Raw genomic sequence first — 22,496 nt, forward strand, 5'->3', positions numbered from 1 at the left:
TTAAATTAACAAACAGATGAAAATGATACTAAATAATAGATATTTCGGCAAAAGTCTGCTTCTGGTTTCTGCTTGTTCTTTGTGGATATTAGGAGCTTGTACAGGAGATTTCATGGAGACAAATACCGATCCCAATGCTGTGACGGAAGAAGAGCTGGGATATGACAACTTGGGTACGGGCTCGATGATAACGCAGATGCAGTATCAGATGTATCCGTGTATTACAAAAGACCAGAATATAGATGTCAATAACTATCAGAAAATGTTTAGCCTTGCCGGAGATATCTTTTCCGGGCATCAGGGAGCTTCCAACATGTTTGATAGTAACGGAAGAAACAATACGACGTATGATATGTATCCCGACTGGTGTGCGGCGGCTTATACTGTGGCTTATCAGAATTATATGAGTCCTTGGTATACCCTTTATACTAAAAGGAATATCAACCCTTCCACATTTGCAGTGGGACAGATTTTGAAAGTTTTCGGTATGCACCGCATCACGGATATGTATGGTCCGATTCCTTATAAGGATTTCGCACCTGCTTCCGATGTGCCGTTCACTTCACAGCAAGACATTTACGAACAGTTCTTTAGCGAACTGGATGAGGCAATCGGGATATTGAAAGAGTTTATCAAAGATAATCCCGGTGCCAAGCCATTGGTAAGTTATGATAAGATTTATGGCGGTGATTTTGAAAAGTGGGTAAAGTTTGCCAATTCTTTGAAGTTGCGCCTAGCTCTTCGTATCGTTTATGTAAACGAAACGATGGCCCAGCAGAAAGCTGAAGAGGCAATAAGAGACGGTGTATTTATTGATAATGAGGATAATGCCATGTTAAAAGTGGATGGCTCTGCAACGGTCAATCCTTTGTATATGATTTGTTACACTTACAATGACAGTCGTTTGGGAGCAACCCTGGAGGGCTATTTGAAAGGGTATGAAGATCCTCGTCTGGATATTTGGTTTGCCAAATCGGAAGTTTCCGGATTTAAAGAATATAACGGAATCAGATGCGGTAGTATGTTTAATGGAAATGACTATAAGGTATTTTCTAATCTGAATGTCTCTTCAAGTACGCCTATCCAGTTTATGAATGCTGCGGAAGTCTATTTTCTACGTGCGGAAGCTGCTTTGCGTAAATGGAATGCGGGAGGAGACGCAGAAACATTATATGAAAATGGGATTGCGACTGCTTTTTCCCAACCTCTGGGGGCTACCCAGGCAAAAGCGGGAGATGCAACTGCGTACATGAAGCGGACTACTTTGCCAAAAGGTTATGTTGACCCCAAAAATTCCAGTTATAGTGACAGTAGTACGGGACAGGTGTCTGTGAACTGGGCGGATGCTACCAATTTTGATGAAAGATTGGAAAAAATCATTACTCAAAAGTGGATTGCCCTGTTCCCCGACGGGCAAGAGGCATGGAGCGAATTCAGAAGAACAGGATGTCCGAGAGTGATTCGGGTGGCCAGAAATAATAGTGGCGGGCGTATCGACACTAAAAAGCAAGTGGCAAGATTGCCTTATCCTACCAACTTGTCGAAAGACTATCCTGATTTATACCAGGAAGCTGTGAATAATGCCGAATTGCTGGATGGCGCCGACAATGGAGGTACGAAACTTTGGTGGGATAAAAGAAATGATAAACCTTATCAGAATTAAAAAATAGTGTATAATCTTAATAGTTTTATATGGATATGAAAAACGATCGGATAATAAAATTTCTGTGTTGCCTGTTTATGGTGACTCAGATTATCGGATGCAGCGATTGGATTGAAGCTGAACCGACTATTTTACCGGAAATGAAATATAAAGAATTGACACCGGAAGAAGAGGCTGCATTGATTGCTTACAAGAATTCGGATCATAAGATATTCTTTGCATGGATGAATTATAGTCCTGCTACTTCTTCCATGCAGACTCGGTTAAGAGGTATCCCTGATAGCCTTGATATTGTCTCATTCTTTACCGGATATGTGAATAATAAACAGAATCGGGAGGATGTGAAATTCCTTCAAGAGCGCAGAGGTACCAAGGTATTATTGACAATGTGGCCGGATAAATATTTTGCTACGACTGGAGAAGGAAGAGAGGATTTAGATTCGATGATAGTATACGCTGAGAATCTGGTTGATTCTATTTATACATGGGGATTGGATGGATTTGATTTGGATTATGAACCAAGTTTCGGCGGAGATAGTTATACCACAGAGATGATGCGTACTTTTATTGATGTAATGAGTAAATACCTGGGACCTAAGTGTGATGAGCAATATAAAGTGAATGGTAAACATAAGTTGTTGGTTGTTGACGGACAGTGGAATGACGCTGAATATGCAGACCGTTTTGATTATTTTATCGGTCAGGCATATAATGCCAGTTCCGAATCTTCACTGAATAACAGATGTCAGGATGGATGGCAAGATTATGGGAAAGGATTCCCGAATGAAAAGAGGATCTTTTGTGAATGGGTGAGTCAGGTTGGCAATGCGTTTGGACAAGGTGGAGTGAATTATAGATATGACAATGAATATATTCCCAGTTTATGGGGAATGGCTCACTATGCTGTCGAAAGTCCGAAGAACGTGGCAGGTTGCGGTGCGTATGTGTTACAGTTCGGATATGCTGAAGGAAACCATCTGAATTTGCCTGTACCACCTAATAATTACTATTATGCACGCCAGGCGATTCAGATTATGAATCCTGCTGGTAAAACAGTGGAAGATGAAACAGACGGAGAAGAGGTTGAAGTCGAAGAATAACAATTATAAAGTTGTAAAGAAATGAAGAATTTATTCACAAAAAATAGATTGGCTGTTGCGTGCCTTTCATGCCTTGCCTTTATAGGAACGGCCTGCAATGAAAGCATAGATGTGGAAGCTGTGTATATCACCGCTGCTGAAAAAACTCCTATAACGACTTTTTCTGCAACGAACAATAACGATGAACTAGGAATAACAATTTCCAGTTCGTTGATTGCAAATTCAAATATAGAAGGTGAATTGATGATTGACAATTCGTTGGTGGAACGCTATAATAGTGATCATGGAGAGTCTTACAAAACTCTGCCGGAAGGTGCTTGTGTATTGTCGAGCAGTTCTGTGTTGGTAGAAAGCGGCAAATATCGTTCCGAAGCGGTGAAACTAGTGGTAAAGGACATAGATGCCATACAGAAAGGCGTTAATTTCTTGTTACCTGTAAAATTGGTTAGTAAAAATAAGGATTATCCTAGTTTGCCGGGAAGTGATGTTTTATATGTCATAGTCAACAGGAAGTTACTTGTGAATGTTCCTAAACTGAATGGACAGAATTATTTTAAGATAAACTTTAAGGATAATGATGTCAGCAGATTCCAGAATATGAGCGCATTTACTATCGAAACAAGAGTAAGTTTATGGGAGTTCCCTAAATACTATGGTGGTAATCTAATGAGTATTATAGGTTTTCCTGTTGGAGAGAATGCAGAGAAAGGTACATGGATTTTTGTAGATGGAACTCCTGACCGTGTGGGAGGTGAAGGTGATGTGCCTGTCTTTATGTTTGCAACGAAAGGGTGGTCAGTGTATGCTGGTAAGTTGGGATATACGCTCGAAAAGAATGCTTGGTATCATGTAGCCGGAGTATTTGAAAATAATACCCTGTCTTTGTACATTGATGGAATTTTGTTTGTACAAGCGGAATATGCAAATCCGATTTCATTGTCAGATAAGTTCTACATCGGAGCTGCACCGGGAGTGCAAAACGGTTTCTATTTGAAAGGTTCTGTGAGCGAAGCACGTTTTTGGACAAGGGCATTGTCTGCTTCCGAATTGAAGAATCCGCTTCATCGTTGTTTTGTAGAAGTTGACAGTGAAGGGTTGGAAGGCTACTGGAAGCTGGATGATATGAGTGATGAGTGTAAGGATTATACCGGACATGGTCATACTGCTGTGAAGGAAGGAAGTGGTGCTATAGAATGGATGACTGAAGTACCTTGTCCTTGATTCTTCTAGTTTATTTGTAAGTTTGAATAGAAATAAGAAGGAGATGTGATTATTTTGACACATCTCCTTTTTTAAACTTAAACCTTTTATCTTAATTACTTGCTATTATAAGCCGTCAACATCCAAACCAATTTTTCCTGTTCTTTCAGATAATCGCTCATCATCGAAACGGTTACTTCATCTCCGGCTTGAGAAGCGATAGACAAGATTTTACGTTCTTCACCAATCAGATAACTGATACTCTGAAGGATATTGTTCAGTGCCTGTTCGCCGTTGCTCACCTTATCTACTTCACTGATATTTGCTACTTTCAAATAATCGCTGAATTTATTGGCAGGAGTACCGCCCAACATCAAGATACGTTCTGCAATTTCGTCTACCTTTTCGGCTGTGTCATCATACATCTTTTCGAATTGGCTGTGGAGAACAAAGAAATCATGTCCTTTGATATTCCAGTGGAAACCGCGGAGATTGGTGTAATACACTTGGAAGTCTGCTAATAGTTGTTGCAAAGATGCTACTACGTTGTTTGCTCCCGATTCATTCAGTTTGATAAATTCTAAAGTTTTCATATTCTTTTTATTTTTAATGATTTATACTTGTTTTCTTTTTTTTCTGTACTGCAAAGATAAGGCGGAAAATGCTTGTTGTCAAACTGAAAATTTCTATCTTTGCATAGATGAAATCTATAACTTAACATGATTTGATAGATGACGATACAACAATTAGAATATATATTAGCCGTAGACCAGTTCAGGCATTTCGCACGGGCAGCCGAATATTGCCGTGTGACGCAACCTACTTTGAGTGCCATGATTCAGAAGCTGGAAGATGAATTGGGAGTAAAGTTATTCGATAGGACAGTGCAACCCGTTTGTCCGACACCCATCGGGCAGAAAGTGATAGACCAGGCTCGTGTGATTCTGGCGCAGGCAGCTCAAGTAAAAGAAATCATCAGTGAAGATAAGCAATCATTATCAGGCGTGTTCCGTTTGGGAGTATTACCCACTATCGCTCCTTATTTGCTACCCCGCTTTTTCCCTCAACTGATGGAGAAATATCCCGAACTGGATATTCGTGTCACGGAAATGAAAACCCAGGATATTCAGCAAGCTCTGCATGCCGGTGATTTGGATGCAGGGATTATTGCCAGTAAATTAGAAGACACATTCTTGACGGAAGAAACTCTCTTCTATGAGCAATTCTATGCTTATGTATCACGGAAAGAACCCTCGTTCAAACATGACATAATCCGCACTTCCGATATAACCGGTGAACATCTTTGGCTTTTGGACGAAGGACATTGCTTTCGTGACCAACTTGTCCGTTTCTGTCAGATGGAAGCGGTGAAGGTTAGTCAGATGGCTTATCGTTTGGGAAGCATGGAAACCTTTATGAGAATGGTAGAAAGCGGAAAAGGAATCACTTTTATTCCCGAACTGGCAGTGGCTCAATTGACGGAAGAACAGCGACAATTAGTACGTCCGTTTGCTATCCCCCGACCGACGCGGCAAGTGGTGTTGGCGACAAATAGAGATTTTATTCGTCATAGCCTGCTATGTGTTCTGAAAGAGGAAATAAAAGCTGCAGTCCCAAAAGAAATGCTTACTTTGCAGTCCATACAGTGTTTGCTATAATAATAGAGGTTGAGATGATTCCTGTCATATACCCTTGTATCGGGTATAAGCGAAAAGAATAATTTCAACAGTGGCAAAGTGGATTCCGGAGAAATTCATTGGAGTGAAGTCATAGCTCAATTCTTGCTTGATAAAAGAGTTTACGGTAGCCCATAAGGTAGAGGCTAATATGGCGTGCAAAAGTCCTTTTTTCATTTTATTTGCTTGTCTTTTATTCAAAAATGTTGCGAAGGCAATAATAATTTAGGCACGTAGGCTTTGTTTTCTTGGGTTAATTCTCTATATTTGATGCATCAACCATTATTTATAGTTATGAAAAAGTACATTGCAGAAATGATTGGAACGATGGTGCTCGTTCTTATGGGATGCGGAAGTGCCGTTTTTGCCGGTAGTGTAACCGGTACGGTAGGTGCTGGCGTGGGAACAGTCGGTGTAGCTTTAGCATTTGGTCTTTCAGTAGTAGCGATGGCGTATGCTATCGGAGGTATTTCAGGATGTCACATTAATCCTGCTATTACATTAGGAGTGTTCTTAACTGGGCGTATGAATGGAAAAGATGCAGGTATGTATATGATTTTCCAGGTAATCGGAGCTATTATCGGCTCGGCTATTCTTTTTGCCTTAGTTTCCACCGGTGCTCATGACGGACCTACGGCTACAGGTTCCAATGGTTTTGGCGATGGAGAAATGTTGCAGGCATTCATTGCGGAAGCAGTATTTACTTTCATTTTTGTATTAGTGGTGCTCGGCTCTACTGACTCGAAGAAGGGAGCAGGCAATCTGGCAGGACTTGCCATCGGTTTGACTCTTGTATTGGTACATATTGTATGTATTCCTATCACAGGGACTTCTGTAAACCCGGCACGTAGTATTGCTCCGGCATTATTCCAGGGAGGAGAAGCACTGTCGCAGTTGTGGCTGTTCATCATTGCTCCATTTGTAGGAGCTGCGTTGAGTGCGGTAGTTTGGAATTATCTGGGAGATAAGGAAGAAAAGAAATAATTCCTTTATAAGGATAACTTCTTTATATAAAGGAGAAGATAAAAGGGCGGCAGTTTCACAACTACCGCCCTCTTTTGCGTAATTAATATATTATATTAAAAAAGAGTGTGTTTTGCACGTTTACATTAGATTTATAATCTTAGGGAAACTTTACTTCATAAGTTTTCGGTCCGCCATATAAAGTGTTGACACGGATCCTTAATCCTTTTTTCCCTTCCATCCGGTCTTTGATCTTATCCAGTTTGAAAGATACATATCCTTCGCCCAGGCTTTGAGGATAATCACCTTCACTGTTATGACGGAATTCCAGATTGATATATTCGTCCTCCGCACTGTCTTCGTCAGCAGTGGGAGCGGTTTCTTCTTTGTCATTAATCACTAGATTCAGGAAATGTTTTTTATCTTCACTATGCGTTCCATAATATTGGAATTCAATCGTTAGATATTTATTATCCTTGTTGATCCACATATAAGTTGTGTTGATCTTGTCATCTCCGACTTTTTCTTCGTCGTTGTCATCTTCACCCATCGTGATGATGTCTTTAGTTAAGATTGGATTGATACCTCTCACCTGAATATTAAGGTCGTATCCATTCACAGGCTCTTCCAGCTCGTTGAATATCACAAAAGCTCGTTGTCCTTCCACCCAATCTTTATTACTCCATCCTTGCGCATTGCTGGGATACATCTTTTTCCCGTCATCCAAAGTGAAATAAAATTCCTTGCTATCCTGGCTAATCATATTGATGGTACTGACAACCAGAAGATCGGACGGGTTGTCATCGTCGTCCAAACATGACTGGAGAATCGGCATTGTAGTCATAATAGCAAAGATAAAGGCAATGAATTTAAATTTCTTCATATACTTATTTAAGTTTTAGATTATATAAAATGGTTCCTTTGTATTGTGAAAATGCAATGGGATAGAAAATATTGCATTTGAATCTGTTAAAGAAACAAAAGTGATAAAAGAGTTGTTCTCTCTATGCAGTATTTCTATCTTTGCTGCATTTATAAGTTAAACACGTGTATAAGAGAATGGAAGAATTAGAGTTGTCGGAACAATGCAGGCTAGGCAATAACCAAGCTCGCAAAGAACTGTATGAGCAGTATGCGGGACGTATGCTTGGCATCTGTCTTCGCTATACCGGCGACCGTGATACAGCCCAGGATCTGCTTCACGACGGTTTTTTAAAGATATTCGATTCCTTCGACAAGTTCACCTGGAGGGGTGAAGGCTCCCTGCGGGCCTGGATGGAAAGGGTGATGGTCAACACAGCTTTGCAATATCTCCGGAAAAATGATGTAATCAATCAGTCGGCACCATTAGAAGAGTTGCCTGAAGAATATGAAGAACCGGACGCTTCTGATGTAGAAGCTATTCCACAGAAAGTGTTGATGCAGTTTATAGAAGAACTACCTGCCGGATATCGTACAGTGTTTAACCTTTATACATTCGAAGACAAATCGCATAAAGAAATCGCACAGGAATTAGGTATTAATGAAAAATCTTCGGCTTCGCAGCTATTTCGTGCGAAGAGTGTATTGGCAAAAAGAGTAAAAGAATGGATAATGCATAATGGATAGATAGAGATGGAAGAGAAAGAATTGTGGATGAATAAGTTGAAGGAGAAGCTCGCGGATTATTCCGAGCCGGTGCCTGCTTCCGGTTGGGAACAACTGGAGAAAGAACTTATGCCTCCTGTGGAGAAGAAAATATATCCTTATCGAAAATGGATGATGGCTGCTGCAGCTGTTATATTGTTAGCCGTGGTTTCGTCGGTAAGTCTATATTTTCTGGGGACACCGGCTGCGGATGAAATACGTCATATAAAGACTCCGGCATTGGCATCTACACCCGATGCGTTGCCGGGTGTGCAACAACCGGATGTGCAGGGCACTTCCGTAGAACCCGTCTTGCGACCAGTGGCTCGTGAAGACCGTTTGGCGAAAATTGATAAGAATCTTACAGAACAGAAAACAAATGCAGATCAATCTGCAATAGAAAATAGCAACGAACCTGTAACAGGGAATGAAAATAATCCTGTGATTGAGAAAGATCAGACGCTCAAAGGTGAGACGGAACAGACGAAAAATGAAGCAAGGCAGGTTGACAGTGAAAATGTGGGTCAGGCTACACAGTCACAGGATACTAAACGGCCGAACAACAGGCCGCGTCGTCCTTCCGGCAGAGACAAGCTGCATATTCCGGCAGAAAAAAGAGCATCTCAAAAAGGAACATGGTCCATGGGACTATCGGTTGGAAATTCGGGCGGAGCATCCACAGAAGTCGGTGCCGGCTCTCATGCTTATATGTCTCGTGTGAATATGCTTTCTGTTTCCAACGGTTTGATGGAGATACCTAACGATCAGACATTGGTTTTTGAAGATGGAGTGCCTTATCTGCGTCAGGCAAAACAAGTGGTCGACATTAAGCACCATCAACCAATTTCCTTCGGATTGTCCGTCCGTAAAGGACTGGCCAAAGGATTCTCTCTCGAAACGGGATTGACTTACACATTGCTTTCTTCGGATGCGAAACTGGCGGGTGAAGAGCAGCAGATAGAACAAAAACTTCATTATGTAGGTATTCCGCTGCGTGCCAACTGGAATTTCCTTGATAAAAAACTCGTCACTCTCTACGTTTCCGGTGGAGGTATGGTTGAGAAGTGTGTGTATGGAAAGCTTGGTTCCGAGAAAGAAACGGTGAAACCTTTGCAATTCTCGGTATCTGGTGCGGTAGGTGCACAGGTGAACGCAACGAAACGTCTGGGTATCTATGTAGAACCCGGTGTTGCTTATTATTTTGATGACGGTTCGGATATACAGACCATACGTAAAGAGAATCCGTTTAATTTCAATATACAGGCTGGTATCCGCTTGACTTATTAATGCGAACTACCTTACTGAACATAGTGACGGTATCCGTTCAAGATGGCGTCACTATCCTGATTAGATAGCGTCACTATCTTGACCGGATGGCGTCACTATCCTGATATTAGTATCTTTTTCCTCATAAAAATCGGATAATTGAGAAAATATTAATAATATTGTCACCTGTTAATGGTCTATGGTTGCATACCTTTGTTGCAAAATTCTAAGCTATGGTGAATTTTACAGATGAAAAACATTTATTAATCGATTTAAAAGACGGTTCTTTTCAAGCATTTGAAAGATTGTATAATATGTACAGCGGTAAACTGTACAATTTCATTATGCGGCTTTCTTCCGGCAATCAATATATGGCTGAAGAAGTGGTGCAATCCACTTTTATCCGTATATGGGAAGTACGTGAGAAAGTCGATACGAACGCTTCATTTATTTCTTTTCTTTGTACGATAGCCAAAAATTTACTGATGAATATGTACCAGCGTCAGACCGTTGAATATGTTTACAATGAATATCTGCTGAAAAGCGGACTAGACCATGATTCACAGACGGAAGATACTATTGATCTTCGTTTCTTGAACGATTATATCGACTCATTAGCGGAAGAATTGCCGGCACAGCGAAAGAAAATCTTTATCTTAAGTAAGCGTCAGAACTATACGAATAAGGAAATTGCTGAAATGATGGGTATTTCTGAAAGTACAGTCGCCACGCAATTATCTTTGGCGGTGAAATTTATGCGTGAACAGTTGATGAAGCATTACGATAAGGTAATTGCGCTTCTGATTGCCTTTTTTGTTAATGAAATGTAATTGTAATACACGTTTTTGGATAGTAGATAGGATGAAAATGTATACTTGTAAATAAGCAGGAAAGAAGATGGATAAGATATATTATAAAGAACTGATTGAAAAGTATTTCGATGGAAATATAACGGATGCTGAAATAAAAAAGCTCTCCGATTGGATAAAGAACGACCGCCATTTACAGAACTGGTGGGAAGAAGAATTTTCCAAATCGGATGCCGGCATTAATCCGGTACTGCGCGATAAACTATTTGCCCGAATCAAAGAACAGACGCAGGGAAAAGAAGAAACACAGGGAAAAGAGAACCCAAGAACTATTCGTATGAATCCTTGGAAATGGGCTGCCGCCATCGTTTTACCCATTTGTATTGCCTTCTTCACCTACTATCTTGTAGATTCTTCCCAAACAGTGGGAGCGCCCTTTATAGTAAAAGCTGATAAAGGAGATAAAGCAACCATCGAATTGCCGGACGGAACGAATGTCGTTCTCAATTCTGCTTCGCAATTAAGCTATCTGAATAACTTCGGAGAAAATGGGCGTCGTGTGCAACTGAATGGTGAAGCCTATTTCAAAGTAGCTCATGATGAAAAGCGCGCCTTTATTGTACAGGTAGGCGATTTGGAAGTGAAAGTACTCGGTACTTCTTTTAATGTATCTGCCTATGAAGATGCTAAAGACGTGACAGTCGTTCTTTTGGAAGGAAAAGTTGGAGTCTATGCGCAGAAAACATCGCATATCATGAAGCCCGGCGACAAAATAGAATATAATAAAGCCACTCATAAGATAACAGCCACTCAAGTACACCCGAGTGACTACATTGAATGGACGAAAGGAAATATCTATTTCGAGAAAGAATCTTTGGAGAATATAATGAAAACCCTTTCACGCATCTATGACGTAGAGATTCGTTTCGACTCCAATAAACTACCTAATGAATATTTCACCGGAACCATTCCGGGAGGTGGCATACAGAATGCATTGAATATCCTGATGCTTACTTCACCTTTCTATTATGAAATGGACGGTTCGGTGATTGTTTTGAAAGAGAAATAAGTGGAACTTTCATAGAGTATCTTTGTTTATTCATCGAATAACGTCTATATTTGTGGTACACTAATTTGAAGATGCAATGAATACATTGGAACGTAAATTGCCGATAGGGATACAGACATTTGAAAAGATGCGTGCAGAGGGGTGTTTGTATGTGGATAAAACAGCCATTATATATCAGATAGTAGCTACTAAAGTGCCTTATTTTCTTAGTCGTCCCCGTCGTTTTGGCAAAAGTCTGCTAATTTCCACTTTTGAAGCCTACTTTCAGGGTCGTAAAGACCTTTTTGAAGGCTTGGCAATTGAAAAGTTAGAGACGAAGTGGGAGCAATATCCGGTTCTGCATCTTGATTTGAATGCGAAGAAATATGAGACGGCGGCAGATTTGGTCGCCATGCTAAACCAGTATTTGGAGAAATGGGAAGCCGTATATGGTGATGAGAAGAAAGACCGTAGTCCTGAAGAACGTTTTGGTTATATCATTGAACAAGCCTACCTGAAAACAGGAAAAGGAGTTGTGGTATTGGTTGATGAGTATGATAAACCTTTGCTGCAAGCCCTTTTAGATGAGAACCTGTTGGATGAATACCGTCGTATTCTGAAAGCCTTTTATGGTGTACTGAAAAGTTCCGACCGCTATCTTCGGTTTATATTCTTGACAGGAGTCACAAAATTTGCCCAAGTAAGTGTGTTCAGTGATTTGAATCAACTGAATGATATTAGCATGAAGATTCCATACGCCAATATCTGTGGTATTACTAAAAAAGAATTAGTATCCACATTTACTCCCGAGTTGGAGCGGTTGGCAGAAGTGCAGGAGATGTCTTTTGAAGATACTGTCGATAAAATGACGGCAATGTACGATGGATATCACTTTACATATAGCGAAGATGGATTGTTTAATCCCTTCAGTGTCCTCAATGTCTTTGATGGATTAATGTTTGATAATTACTGGTTCCAGACCGGTACTCCTACCTATCTTGTAGACCTGCTGAAACAAAGTGATTATGATTTACGTTTGCTGATAGATGGCTTGGAAGTAGGAAGTTCCGGATTTGCCGAATACCGTGCAGAGACAAAAAATCCCCTTCCGATGATTTACCAAAGCGGTTATCTGACCATTAAAAACTTTGATAAATCATTGAACCTATATACGCTAGGTTTTCCGAATGATGAGGTAAAATATGGCTTTCTTAAATTCCTGATCCCCTATTATACACCCATCTCTTCTGATGAAACGGATTTTAATGCAGTTAAGTTTGTCCGTGAACTTCAGTCGGGCGACGTTCATTCCTTTATGGAACGTATGAAATCATTCTTTGCCGACATACCTTACGAATTGAACACAAAGACCGAACGTCATTATCAGGTTATTTTTTATCTCGTCTTTAAGTTGATGGGACAATATGTAGATGCAGAAGTCCGTAGCGCAAAAGGTCGTGCCGATGCCGTGGTGAAAACGAAAGACCGTATTTATGTTTTTGAGTTTAAACTGGAAGGAACAGTAGACGAAGCTTTGAAACAAATAGATGAAAAAGGATATTTGTTACCTTACCGGACAGACGGGCGTGAGCTAGTAAAAGTGGGAGTTTCCTTTAATGCTGAAGAACGTAATATTGGTGAATACAAAGTAATATAATCGTTTATTGAGTAAAATATAGAATAGAGCCATTCCGAAGCCCACTACTTAGGAATGTTTTTTTTGTTCTCTGAATTGAATAAGTTAACGAGAGTTAAAGTCTGATAGGCGATTGGACGAGCGAGTATAGCAGTCTGTATACCTATCAAACAACTTAAAAGTTTTGATATATGAAGCACAAAACAACCTTTGAAAAGCTCCCTCAAGCAAATACAGGGAGAAGTAAGAACTGGAAAACACTGCGGGCTATCTGTCTGCTATTGTTTTTATGCGTCTCTTTCACTGCTTATTCCCAAATAACGGTAAGTGTGAAAGACATCTCTTTGAGAGCCTCTTTAAAGAAAATCGAGCAAGTAAGCAATTACAAATTCTTTTACAATGAGAGTTTGCCGGAGTTAAACCGAAAAGTATCACTCAATGTGAAAGATGCAACGATTGAACAAACCATGCAACAACTTTTAGGAGGAATGGACTTAGCGTATAAGAAAGAACAAGATAATGTGATTGTATTGATTCGCAAAGCCCAGGACAAATTAATAACTAAAAAAATAACAGGTACTGTTGTCGATGAAAAAGGCGAACCAGTCATTGGTGCCAGTATTGTGATAAAAGGTGAGTCGCACGGAACGATTACAGATTTTGATGGAAAGTTCACATTAGCAGACGTACCGGAAAAGGGAATATTGACTGTCTCTTATATCGGTTATAAAACAGTTGACCTTTCTGCCACAGGGCAGACATTCGTAAAAGTTGTACTTCAAGAAGACAGTAAAATGATAGACGAGGTCGTTGTTGTCGGCTACGGAGTCCAGTCACAAAAGCTAGTCACTACTTCTATCAGTAAAGTAAAGATGGAAAATATAGATCAGGGTAATGACTATAATCCGATTAAAATGCTGCAAGGACGTGTAGCGGGTGTGAATATCTCCTCTGCATCAGGAACTCCGGGAGAAGCACCGAATGTTACCGTTCGTGGTATCGGTTCCGTTAGTGGGGGAAGCTCGCCGCTTTATGTGGTCGATGGTATCCCCAGCGAAAAATATCCCAACTTGAATCCGAATGACATTGAGAGCATGGAAGTTTTGAAAGATGCGTCTGCGGCCGCTATCTATGGTTCACGTGCCAATGCCGGAGTTGTGTTGATAACGACCAAATCAGGTCAGCAAGGTAAGACGAAGATAGAGGTGTCCGGTCGTTACGGATTCGCTTATCTGGCTAGCGACATTGAAATGGCCAATTCGATGGAATATATGAATACGATGCAAGCCGCTATTGATAATTACAATGTGCAAATGGGAGCTAACCTCCAATTGTATGTTCCTTCTCAAATTCAGGAAACCAATTGGGTGAAAGAAATATCAAGAAAAAACTCGAAAACAGGTACCGGCTCTATCAGCATTTCCGGTGGAAATGAAAAGACCACCTTCTTTGCTTCTTTAGGCGCTAATACTCAAGAAGGATATTTGAATAAGAGCAGCTATGACCAGTATAATATGCGTGCCAAATTCACACATAAAATAAACAACCTGTTCAAACTGAATATGAATTTGGCAGGTTCGGCCAGCCGTTCGGACTTATTGGAAGAAACGAGTACCAGCTTGAAAGTACTTCGTACAGCTCGTGAGGAGCAGCCCTGGTATTCACCTTATAAAGAAGACGGAACATCTTATAAAGTGAACGGGACAGATATTTTACGCCACAATCCGGTGATGCTGATTAATGAAGAAGACTGGGTAGCTAAGAAATATCAACTATCCGGTGTGTTCAGCGTAGACGTAACTCCTTTCAAAGGGTTTAAGTACACACCAACAGTAAGCGTATATGGTATTTTGGACAACACATCTAAAAAATTGTCGGACAAGCATGATGCCCGTAAAAATAGTAGTGGTTGGGGAGCATTAGCCGAACAAAAAGACCAGAGTTTCCGCTATGTGATAGATAATATATTCTCTTACAACAATGAATGGAATAAACTAATCTACTCCGTCATGTTGGGACATTCGTTTGAGAAATACACTTATGAACAATTCGGGGCAAAGAGTGATAACTATGCTAACGGTGCATTTCCTTCCTCAAACTTTGATTTAATCAATGCAGGCCCTAATATTTACGCCGGAAATATTAGTTATACATCTTATGCCTTAGAATCCTATTTCGGACGAATTGCTTTGAATTGGGACAATAAATATATACTGAATGCTTCTTTGCGTAGTGATGGTTCTTCCCGCTTTGCGAAGAACAAGAGATATGGTTATTTCCCTTCTGCTTCTTTTGCGTGGCGTGCCTCCAATGAGGAATTTTTCCCAAAAAATAAATACGTCAATGATGCAAAGTTAAGATTAAGCTGGGGTATGACAGGTAGCATGGCAGGAGTGAGTAATTATGCTCCGTTATCACTGATTAGTGCGGGTGGTGCTTCTTACAACGGTTCTGCCGGATTCCAGATTTCGCAGGATGCCCGTGCTTTGACTTGGGAGAAAGCCAGCCAGTTTAATATCGGATTTGATATAGAAATGTTTCAGTCTCGCCTGACTTTAAACATAGATATGTTCTATCAAAAGACTACCGACCTGCTGTTTAAGAAACCAGTCAATGCAACCACCGGATATACCACATTACAGTCCAATATCGGCTCATTAGAGAATAAAGGACTTGAGTTGGCTTTGAATGGTAAAATCTTCACCGGAAAGTTTAAATGGGATTTGGGTGGTAACATTTCTTTTGTAAAGAACAAATTGCTTTCCCTCATCGAAGGAAATGATATGTATATTGTTCCCAGCAGCGGTAGTAACCTTTTAGGAGGTTCGATGCATGCGTTGATTAACGGACAGCCTATCAGTACATTCTATATGTTAAAGATGGAAGGTATCTACCAGCGTGACGACGAAGTGCCTGCGAAACTGTATGCAAAAGGAGTCCGTGCCGGTGACGTGAAATATTTCGATTATAATGAAGACGGAGATATATCTGACGCCGACCGAATGAATGTAGGAAAAGCCATTCCTGATTTTTACGGTGGTATTACTTCCAACTTCTCTTACAAAGGTTTCGATTTGTCATTGTTCGGACAATTTTCGGTAGGTGGTAAAGTGATGTCGGCATGGCGGGGAGTGAACGGTTCCGAAGGTACTGACCATTTAGGATTGGCGCTATCCAATGTAAAAGTAAATGACCGTGGCGAATCTGTCGAGCAATACTTTAATGTAAGCAAAGAAGTGGCCAACGGATATTGGCGTGGAGAGGGCACAAGCAACACGATTCCTCGTCCTGTAAGAATAGGAGTACATACCGGGTATGATTATGACTATAACGTGCAAACTTCAACACGTTATTTGGAAGATGCTTCCTATTTTAAACTGAAAACTGTGACTTTGGGTTACACTTTGCCGGAATCAGTCGTTAAGAAACTCCGCGTGAACTCATTAAGAGTCTACGTTTCGGCTGATAATCTACTCACTCTCACCAAGTATTCCGGTTATGATCCCGAAACATCATTTTCCGGTAGCCCGGGAGACTCAAATTATGGAGTTGACTTCGGATTGCAACCTGTATTGCGAACATTTATTTTTGGTCTGAATCTAAACTTTTAAAAATATAGATGTATGAAACGATACTATACTATAATCAACTATTTGCTATGTAGCATTTGCCTTTTGTGGATGACGGGTTGTTCAGGTATACTGGACGATATGCGGCCTAAAGATCAGATACCTCAAGATATGTTGAGCGAATCCGATTTGGAAAAGTTATTGAATGGAGTGTATGCCGAAATGGAAGAACTGGTATTCAAATTTTATATGGATGGTGATGTAAAAGGCGAGAATTTCAAGGCAGGTCCCGGATTTTCCATGAACGACCCCATGTTGATGGCTCCTAGTTCTAAAGAAGTTTTGAGCCAGTGGCAGAAATGTTTCACAGCCTTGAAGCAAGTAAATTTCTTGGTTGAAACATACGAAGCGTCATCTAATAAAGAGAGTCAGGTTGTGAAGCAGACAGGAGGGACCGGATACTACTTCAGAGCTTTGATTTATTATCATCTGGTCACTCGCTGGGGAGGAGTTCCTATCTTGCGTAAGCGCACTTACGACGTCGTTCCCATTTCCCCCGAAACCGAAGTGTGGAGTTTTATAAAAGAAGACTTGGCTAAAGCGGAAGGATTACTGTCTGATTTCACCGATCGTTTTTATGTGTCTCTTAGTGCTTGCGATGCGCTTCAAGCCAAAGTATGTTTGTCCTTGAAAGACTATACAAATGCGGCAGCTTATGCCGACAAAGTGATTACAAAATCAAATTTCGCATTGAGTACTACATCAGTTGAGTATGCCCAGGCGTTTGTCTCTAATAGCAGTAGCAAAGAACTGGTCTTTGCGTTAGCCAACAAGCGTAGTACAAGTTTGCTGTTATTTTACCAAACGGTCAATGACATTGATCCGACTTGGGATTACTCTCCTTCTACCGAATGTTACAGCCATCTTTATGATGATACCGCCGTAAAGTCAAAGGATATACGGGCAAAGGCAGTATTTGGTGCAGATAATAGCCGTATTATTAAATTCCCGAATGGAAGTACCGGTCAGTTTGTTACCAATGAACAACCGTCACAAACCCCGATTGTGGTTACCCGTGTGGCGGAAATGTATCTGATTAAAGCGGAAGCATTGGGAGCAGTCAATGGGTTGGCTACATTAAAAGAATTTATGAACAAACGCTACGCAACCGTCTTGTTGCCTTCAAATATGACTGATATAGAGTTTCAGAATCAAATACTTGATGAGCGTCACCGCGAGTTGTATGCAGAAGGTCAACGATGGTATGATTTGAAGCGAACCAACCGTTTGGACTTGTTTTCTTCCTTGAACGGTAGAAACTATCTGATGTATTATCCTGTTCCCCAGTCGGAACGCGATTTGGCGGGAGAGGAAAATTACCCTCAAAATGAAGGCTATTAATTATCTTAGAAAGAACAAAGTATGAAGAATATAAGAATAGTAACAACGTTTTTTATCTGCTTGCTGCTACTTTCAGCATGCTCGGATGATTGGAAAGAAAATGCGCTGACAGCTAAATTTACTTTTGACAAGACAACCTACTATGTAGGCGAAGAAGTCAGTATCACGAATGAGACAGTAGGCGGAGAAGGTAATTATACCTGCCAATGGGATTTAGGGAATGGAGAGACTTCAACAGAAGTTGCTCCTAAAGTGACTTACGAAACGAATGGAGCATATACAGTGACTTTGCATGTGAAAGACAGTAAAGGAAATTATGCAATGGCTCATAAATTATTGACGATTGAAGCTGAACCTCTGCCCGAAGTCGGCAATGTGAAACTGAAATGGGTAGGTGCCCACGTGTTGGGCGAAATACGTTCTACGGCTCCGGCAGTCAGTGATGATAATAATGTATATATGACTTCCAATGACCATTATTTGCGGAAATTTTCAGCCGCTACCGGTGAACAATTGTGGGAGTTCGACTTATGGACATCGGCTGACGGTGATTCTCCGTCCGGTAATACGCATACCACTCCGAGCATTGATACGGACGGTACTGTGTATGTAGGAACAGGCGACACAAGTGGCAAAATAGGGCGCGTATATGCCATCAATCCCGATGGAACAAAGAAATGGGTCGTTGCCGGAGATGCTGAAAAAGGATTTTGGAATAAAGGACAGGCTTCAAAGCCTCGTATTAATTATCTGACTTGTGCGATTGGAGAGAATCATATCTATATGGGTAACGGCGGCTCTACGGGATCTGTGCTTGCTGTCGATAAGAATACCGGTTACAGAGTAGGTTATGTGGCAAACGCAGACAATTCCGGAGGCCCGTCGGGGGGAGTATCTGCCGGAATAGCATTGGCGAACAACACATTAATTTGGGCTGGTGGAAAGAACGGCTTATTCGGTGCGTCGGCGTCTGCACTGAATACAGGTGGTAATGTGATGTGGGCATGGCAAATATATAGTTCGGGAAATGATAAGCCTTCAGAAAACATGAATGCTTCCGTAGCTGTGGACGCAACCGGCACTATATACGGAATTGCCACCTTCCCGAGTATAGGAAGCAGTGCGTTTGCTATTGGAAGCGACGGGGTCGAGAAATGGCGTACTTCGTTAGGAAATGTAGGAACACTAGACCAAGGGGGTGTTGTGATAGGCTTGGACGGAAGTATCATTGTAACGGTAAAACGTGCTCCGGGTGAAGCCACGGGTGGAATTGTTGCATTATCTCCTAATGGAGTTGTTCAATGGCATTACGGTGTGCCGGAAGACGTCAGTGGATGTGCGGCAATCGATCAGGCCGGAAATATTCATTTTGGAACACAATCCGGTAATTATTATATCATTAAACCCGAAGCCTCGGAAGAACAGCTAATCTTGAAAAAAGATTTGGCTGCACTGATTAGCGAGAGCGATTCTCCTTTAAAAGATAACTGGGAAGCGGGTATCGGAAAAATCTGGAGTTCGCCTACAATCGGACCGGATGGAACGATCTATATTGGCGTTACTCACACGGTAGATCCGTCGAAGAGTGTCCTGATAGCTTTGGAAGATGAAGGTATAACCGGATGTGCAGCTTCGGCATGGCCGATGAAAGGGAAAGACAGCCGCCACACCAGTGCACAGTTGGGAGGCTCGGGAGAGAATCCGGGCGGCGAACCGGGCGGTCAACTGCCTATTACAGGAAATCTGAAGACCGATTTAAAGAATTTATTTGATGATAGTTCCTATAAGGTTTGGCTTTGTGCCCATCGGGCGAACACGCAGAAAGGTATAGCCGACGGCATACCGGAGAATTCATTAACTTCCATAGAGTATGCAATCAATGCAGGAGTAGAAATGATCGAACTTGATGCACGTCCCACCTCTGACGGAATATTGGTGCTGATGCACGATAATACGATCGACAGAACCACTAACGGAAGCGGTGCGGTAGGAGATTACTCTTATCAGCAATTACAGCAGCTCTATCTTAAAGATGCAGCAGGGAATCTGACAAACGAACGAATCCCCACTTTAGAGGACGCATTGAAGAAAGGCAAAGGAAAGGTTTATTTTAACTTGGATATAGTCAACAAAAACGTTGCCGTAGCGACAATGGTGGCATTACTTAAAAAACTCGACATGGAAAACGAAGTCCTGCTTTATGTTTCAAACAACCGTAATTATGCATACGATTTGAAAGCGGCGAACAGCACTCTGTTACTGCATCCGATGGCAAAAGCTTCAGATGATATTACCTATTTTGCTTCATCTTACACGGACAATGTGCAGATGATGCAACTTTCCACTTCGGATGCTCTTGCGGGAGCGATGACGGAAGACATTAAATCCAAAGGTTGGCTTTTATTCTCCAATATCGTAGGAGCGAATGATACGAACATGTTGTCGGACAACTATTCGGGGCTGGTAGGCATGATAAACAAACGTATTAATGTCGTACAGACTGATTATGCCGAATTAGCTGTCAAGTATTTAAAATCCAAAAAGTATAGATGATAAAAATGAATATGAAGAACTATCTGATAATAGGAATTATTTTGCTGTTTCCTTTCCGCTTGTTTGCAGATGAACCGGTGAAGGCAATTTATGCAAAGATTACGAATCCTGATAATAAAGAAGTAACCGTAGTCGCCCACCGGGCGGATTGGCGCTTTGCACCAGAAAATTCGCTGGCAGCAATAGAGAGTTCTATCCGGTTGGGAGCCGACGTCGTGGAGTTGGACGTTCAGAAAACCAAAGACGGACAGTTGATCCTTATGCATGATAAAACCTTGGATAGAACGACCACCGGAAAAGGTAAGGTTGCCGAGTGGACACTGGATTCTATCCGGACACTCCGTCTGAAGAATGGCGCTGCTTTGAGAACCAAACATCGTGTGCCTACATTGGAGGAAGCATTATTGACGGCCAAAGGGCGCGTTATGGTAAATTTGGATAAGGCTTATCCGATATTTGATGAGATTTTCCCCATTCTGGAGAAAACCGGAACCGTTGAACAGATCATCATGAAGGGGGCAAAGCCTGTTGCAGAAGTGAAAAAGGATTTGGGAAAATATTTAGACCGGATCATATATATGCCAATCGTACATTTGGATCGCCCGGGAGCTATGCAGCAAATAGATGATTTCATGAAAGAACTTCACCCGGTAGCCTTCGAATTGTTGTTCGAATCGGATACTTGTCAATTCCCAAAACAAGTGAGGACGAAGCTGGAAGGAAAAAGTAAAATTTGGTATAATACCCTTTGGGATACGATGGCAGGCGGACATGATGACGACAAATCATTGGAAAACCCGGATGAAGGATATGGATATTTGATAGATAAACTTGGAGCAACAATCATTCAGACTGATCGTACCGCTTATTTACTGGAATACTTGCAAGCCCGTAAGAAACGTAATGAGCATAAGATAGACGCCTTTCATTAATATGTAAACTTCGGTTATGTCATTTAAAATATTGGATTTTTATAAAATCTCTTCCCCGCTAGCCGGGGGAGAGACTGATTCAGAAGATTCTTCCCGCTTTAAGCGCATCCGTTGGGCTACATTTTTGTCGGCTACTACCGGATATGGCATTTACTATGTTTGTCGCCTTAGCATGAACGTAGTGCGCAAGCCAATTGTAGAGGAGGGAGTATTTTCCGAAACGCAATTAGGAATTATCGGTTCCTGTCTGTTTTTTGTGTATGCAGTGGGTAAGTTGACGAATGGTTTTCTTGCTGACCGTAGTAATGTTCGGCGTTTTATGTCTACGGGATTATTATGTTCCGCTTTGATAAATCTGTGTTTGGGCTTCACCAGTTCATTTTATGCCTTTGTCGTACTTTGGGGATTGAATGGTTGGTTTCAGTCAATGGGAGCAGCATCCGGAGTGGTTTCTCTTACTCGGTGGTACAGTAGTAAAGAACGTGGAACTTTTTACGGCTTTTGGTCTGCTAGTCATAATTTGGGTGAAGCATTAACCTTTATTTCCATAGCCTTGTTAGTCAGTTGGATGGGATGGAGGTATGGGATGATTGGAGCTGGCATTATTGGGATATTAGGTTTCTTTATGATGCTTGTCTTTATGCGTGATACGCCACAGAGTCAGGGATTTTTGTTGAACAAAAATTCTTCATCTGTGGATTCTCATTCTTTGTCTGGTAAACAAACGGAAGATTTCAACAAAGCACAAAAGGCTGTCTTGAAGAATCCTGCAATTTGGATTTTGGCTCTATCCAGTGCATTTATGTATATTAGCCGCTATGCGGTAAATAGTTGGGGTGTTTTCTATCTGGAAGCTCAAAAGGGATATTCTACGCTGGATGCCAGTTTTATAATATCAATCAGTTCTATCTGTGGAATCATTGGCACGGTATTTTCCGGTATCATTTCCGATAAAATGTTTTCCGGCAGTCGTAATATTCCAGCTTTAGTATTTGGGTTGATGAATGTAATAGCACTTTGTCTGTTTCTCTTGGTTCCGGGCGTACATTTTTGG

The 22,496-nt window shown here is 41.3% G+C and carries 18 protein-coding genes; 15 read left to right on the plus strand and 3 right to left on the minus strand.

The features are described from left to right. The first annotated feature begins 22 nt into the window (after window positions 1-22). Genes BXY_RS19265 through BXY_RS19275 form a run of 3 tightly spaced genes read left to right on the plus strand, consistent with a single transcriptional unit; the run spans window position 23 to window position 3,984 of the window. Window positions 23-1,663 carry a SusD/RagB family nutrient-binding outer membrane lipoprotein gene (locus BXY_RS19265; RefSeq protein ID WP_118407693.1) on the plus strand — a complete coding sequence of 547 codons (1,641 nt, stop codon included), beginning with the start codon at window positions 23-25 and terminating at the stop codon, window positions 1,661-1,663. A gap of 29 nt (window positions 1,664-1,692) precedes the next feature. Then, window positions 1,693-2,763: a glycoside hydrolase family 18 gene (locus BXY_RS19270; protein ID WP_015532717.1), complete on the plus strand. Its 1,071-nt coding sequence runs from the start codon at window positions 1,693-1,695 to the stop codon at window positions 2,761-2,763. A 21-nt stretch (window positions 2,764-2,784) separates the two neighbouring features. After that, window positions 2,785-3,984, plus strand: a complete 1,200-nt coding sequence (locus tag BXY_RS19275; protein ID WP_009040774.1) for a DUF1735 and LamG domain-containing protein — start codon at window positions 2,785-2,787, stop codon at window positions 3,982-3,984. Between the two features lie 95 nt (window positions 3,985-4,079). Here BXY_RS19275 and BXY_RS19280 read toward each other — a convergent pair whose 3' ends face one another. Next, window positions 4,080-4,556, minus strand: coding sequence for a Dps family protein (locus BXY_RS19280; protein ID WP_004314742.1), 477 nt, complete (start codon window positions 4,554-4,556; stop codon window positions 4,080-4,082). Between the two features lie 138 nt (window positions 4,557-4,694). Here BXY_RS19280 and BXY_RS19285 point away from each other — a divergent pair, with 138 nt between their 5' ends. Next, a complete protein-coding gene (locus BXY_RS19285) occupies window positions 4,695-5,621 on the plus strand; it encodes a hydrogen peroxide-inducible genes activator (RefSeq protein ID WP_015532718.1) in 927 nt (308 codons plus the stop codon). Window positions 5,622-5,645: 24 nt separating this feature from the next. On the opposite strand, the gene BXY_RS19290 is transcribed toward BXY_RS19285, so the two are convergent. Further along, window positions 5,646-5,816, minus strand: a complete 171-nt coding sequence (locus BXY_RS19290; protein WP_015532719.1) for a hypothetical protein — start codon at window positions 5,814-5,816, stop codon at window positions 5,646-5,648. A 117-nt stretch (window positions 5,817-5,933) separates the two neighbouring features. Here BXY_RS19290 and BXY_RS19295 point away from each other — a divergent pair, with 117 nt between their 5' ends. Further along, entirely contained in the window at window positions 5,934-6,623 is a 690-nt protein-coding gene (locus BXY_RS19295) for an MIP family channel protein (RefSeq protein ID WP_004314740.1), read from the plus strand. Window positions 6,624-6,762: 139 nt separating this feature from the next. Here the strand turns inward: BXY_RS19295 and BXY_RS19300 are convergent, their stop codons facing one another. Beyond that, entirely contained in the window at window positions 6,763-7,485 is a 723-nt protein-coding gene (locus BXY_RS19300; protein ID WP_015532720.1) for a NigD1/NigD2 family lipoprotein, read from the minus strand. A 176-nt stretch (window positions 7,486-7,661) separates the two neighbouring features. On the opposite strand from BXY_RS19300, the gene BXY_RS19305 reads away from it, so the two are divergent. From BXY_RS19305 to BXY_RS19350, 10 genes are all read left to right on the plus strand, one after another. Beyond that, entirely contained in the window at window positions 7,662-8,210 is a 549-nt protein-coding gene (locus BXY_RS19305) for an RNA polymerase sigma factor (RefSeq protein ID WP_004314738.1), read from the plus strand. Window positions 8,211-8,216: 6 nt separating this feature from the next. Continuing rightward, window positions 8,217-9,515 carry a porin family protein gene (locus BXY_RS19310; protein ID WP_015532721.1) on the plus strand — a complete coding sequence of 433 codons (1,299 nt, stop codon included), beginning with the start codon at window positions 8,217-8,219 and terminating at the stop codon, window positions 9,513-9,515. Window positions 9,516-9,727: 212 nt separating this feature from the next. Beyond that, on the plus strand, window positions 9,728-10,324 hold the full coding sequence (locus BXY_RS19315; protein WP_008643132.1) for an RNA polymerase sigma-70 factor: 597 nt from the start codon (window positions 9,728-9,730) through the stop codon (window positions 10,322-10,324). A 67-nt stretch (window positions 10,325-10,391) separates the two neighbouring features. Continuing rightward, complete coding sequence (locus BXY_RS19320) at window positions 10,392-11,372, plus strand: FecR family protein (RefSeq protein ID WP_015532722.1); 981 nt, start codon at window positions 10,392-10,394, stop codon at window positions 11,370-11,372. A 76-nt stretch (window positions 11,373-11,448) separates the two neighbouring features. Next, window positions 11,449-13,008, plus strand: a complete 1,560-nt coding sequence (locus tag BXY_RS19325) for an ATP-binding protein (protein WP_015532723.1) — start codon at window positions 11,449-11,451, stop codon at window positions 13,006-13,008. Between the two features lie 170 nt (window positions 13,009-13,178). After that, window positions 13,179-16,598 carry a SusC/RagA family TonB-linked outer membrane protein gene (locus BXY_RS19330; protein WP_015532724.1) on the plus strand — a complete coding sequence of 1,140 codons (3,420 nt, stop codon included), beginning with the start codon at window positions 13,179-13,181 and terminating at the stop codon, window positions 16,596-16,598. 12 nt (window positions 16,599-16,610) lie between these two features. Further along, a complete protein-coding gene (locus tag BXY_RS19335) occupies window positions 16,611-17,957 on the plus strand; it encodes a RagB/SusD family nutrient uptake outer membrane protein (protein WP_055235400.1) in 1,347 nt (448 codons plus the stop codon). Window positions 17,958-17,978: 21 nt separating this feature from the next. Further along, a complete protein-coding gene (locus tag BXY_RS19340) occupies window positions 17,979-20,510 on the plus strand; it encodes a glycerophosphodiester phosphodiesterase family protein (RefSeq protein WP_015532726.1) in 2,532 nt (843 codons plus the stop codon). Between the two features lie 11 nt (window positions 20,511-20,521). Next, window positions 20,522-21,442: a glycerophosphodiester phosphodiesterase family protein gene (locus BXY_RS19345; RefSeq protein ID WP_167509174.1), complete on the plus strand. Its 921-nt coding sequence runs from the start codon at window positions 20,522-20,524 to the stop codon at window positions 21,440-21,442. 16 nt (window positions 21,443-21,458) lie between these two features. Further along, on the plus strand, window positions 21,459-22,496 hold a 1,038-nt coding region (locus BXY_RS19350), incomplete at its 3' end, for an MFS transporter (protein ID WP_208946862.1).

Origin of the sequence: Bacteroides xylanisolvens XB1A, assembly GCF_000210075.1 — a bacterium.
GTDB lineage: Bacteria > Bacteroidota > Bacteroidia > Bacteroidales > Bacteroidaceae > Bacteroides > Bacteroides xylanisolvens.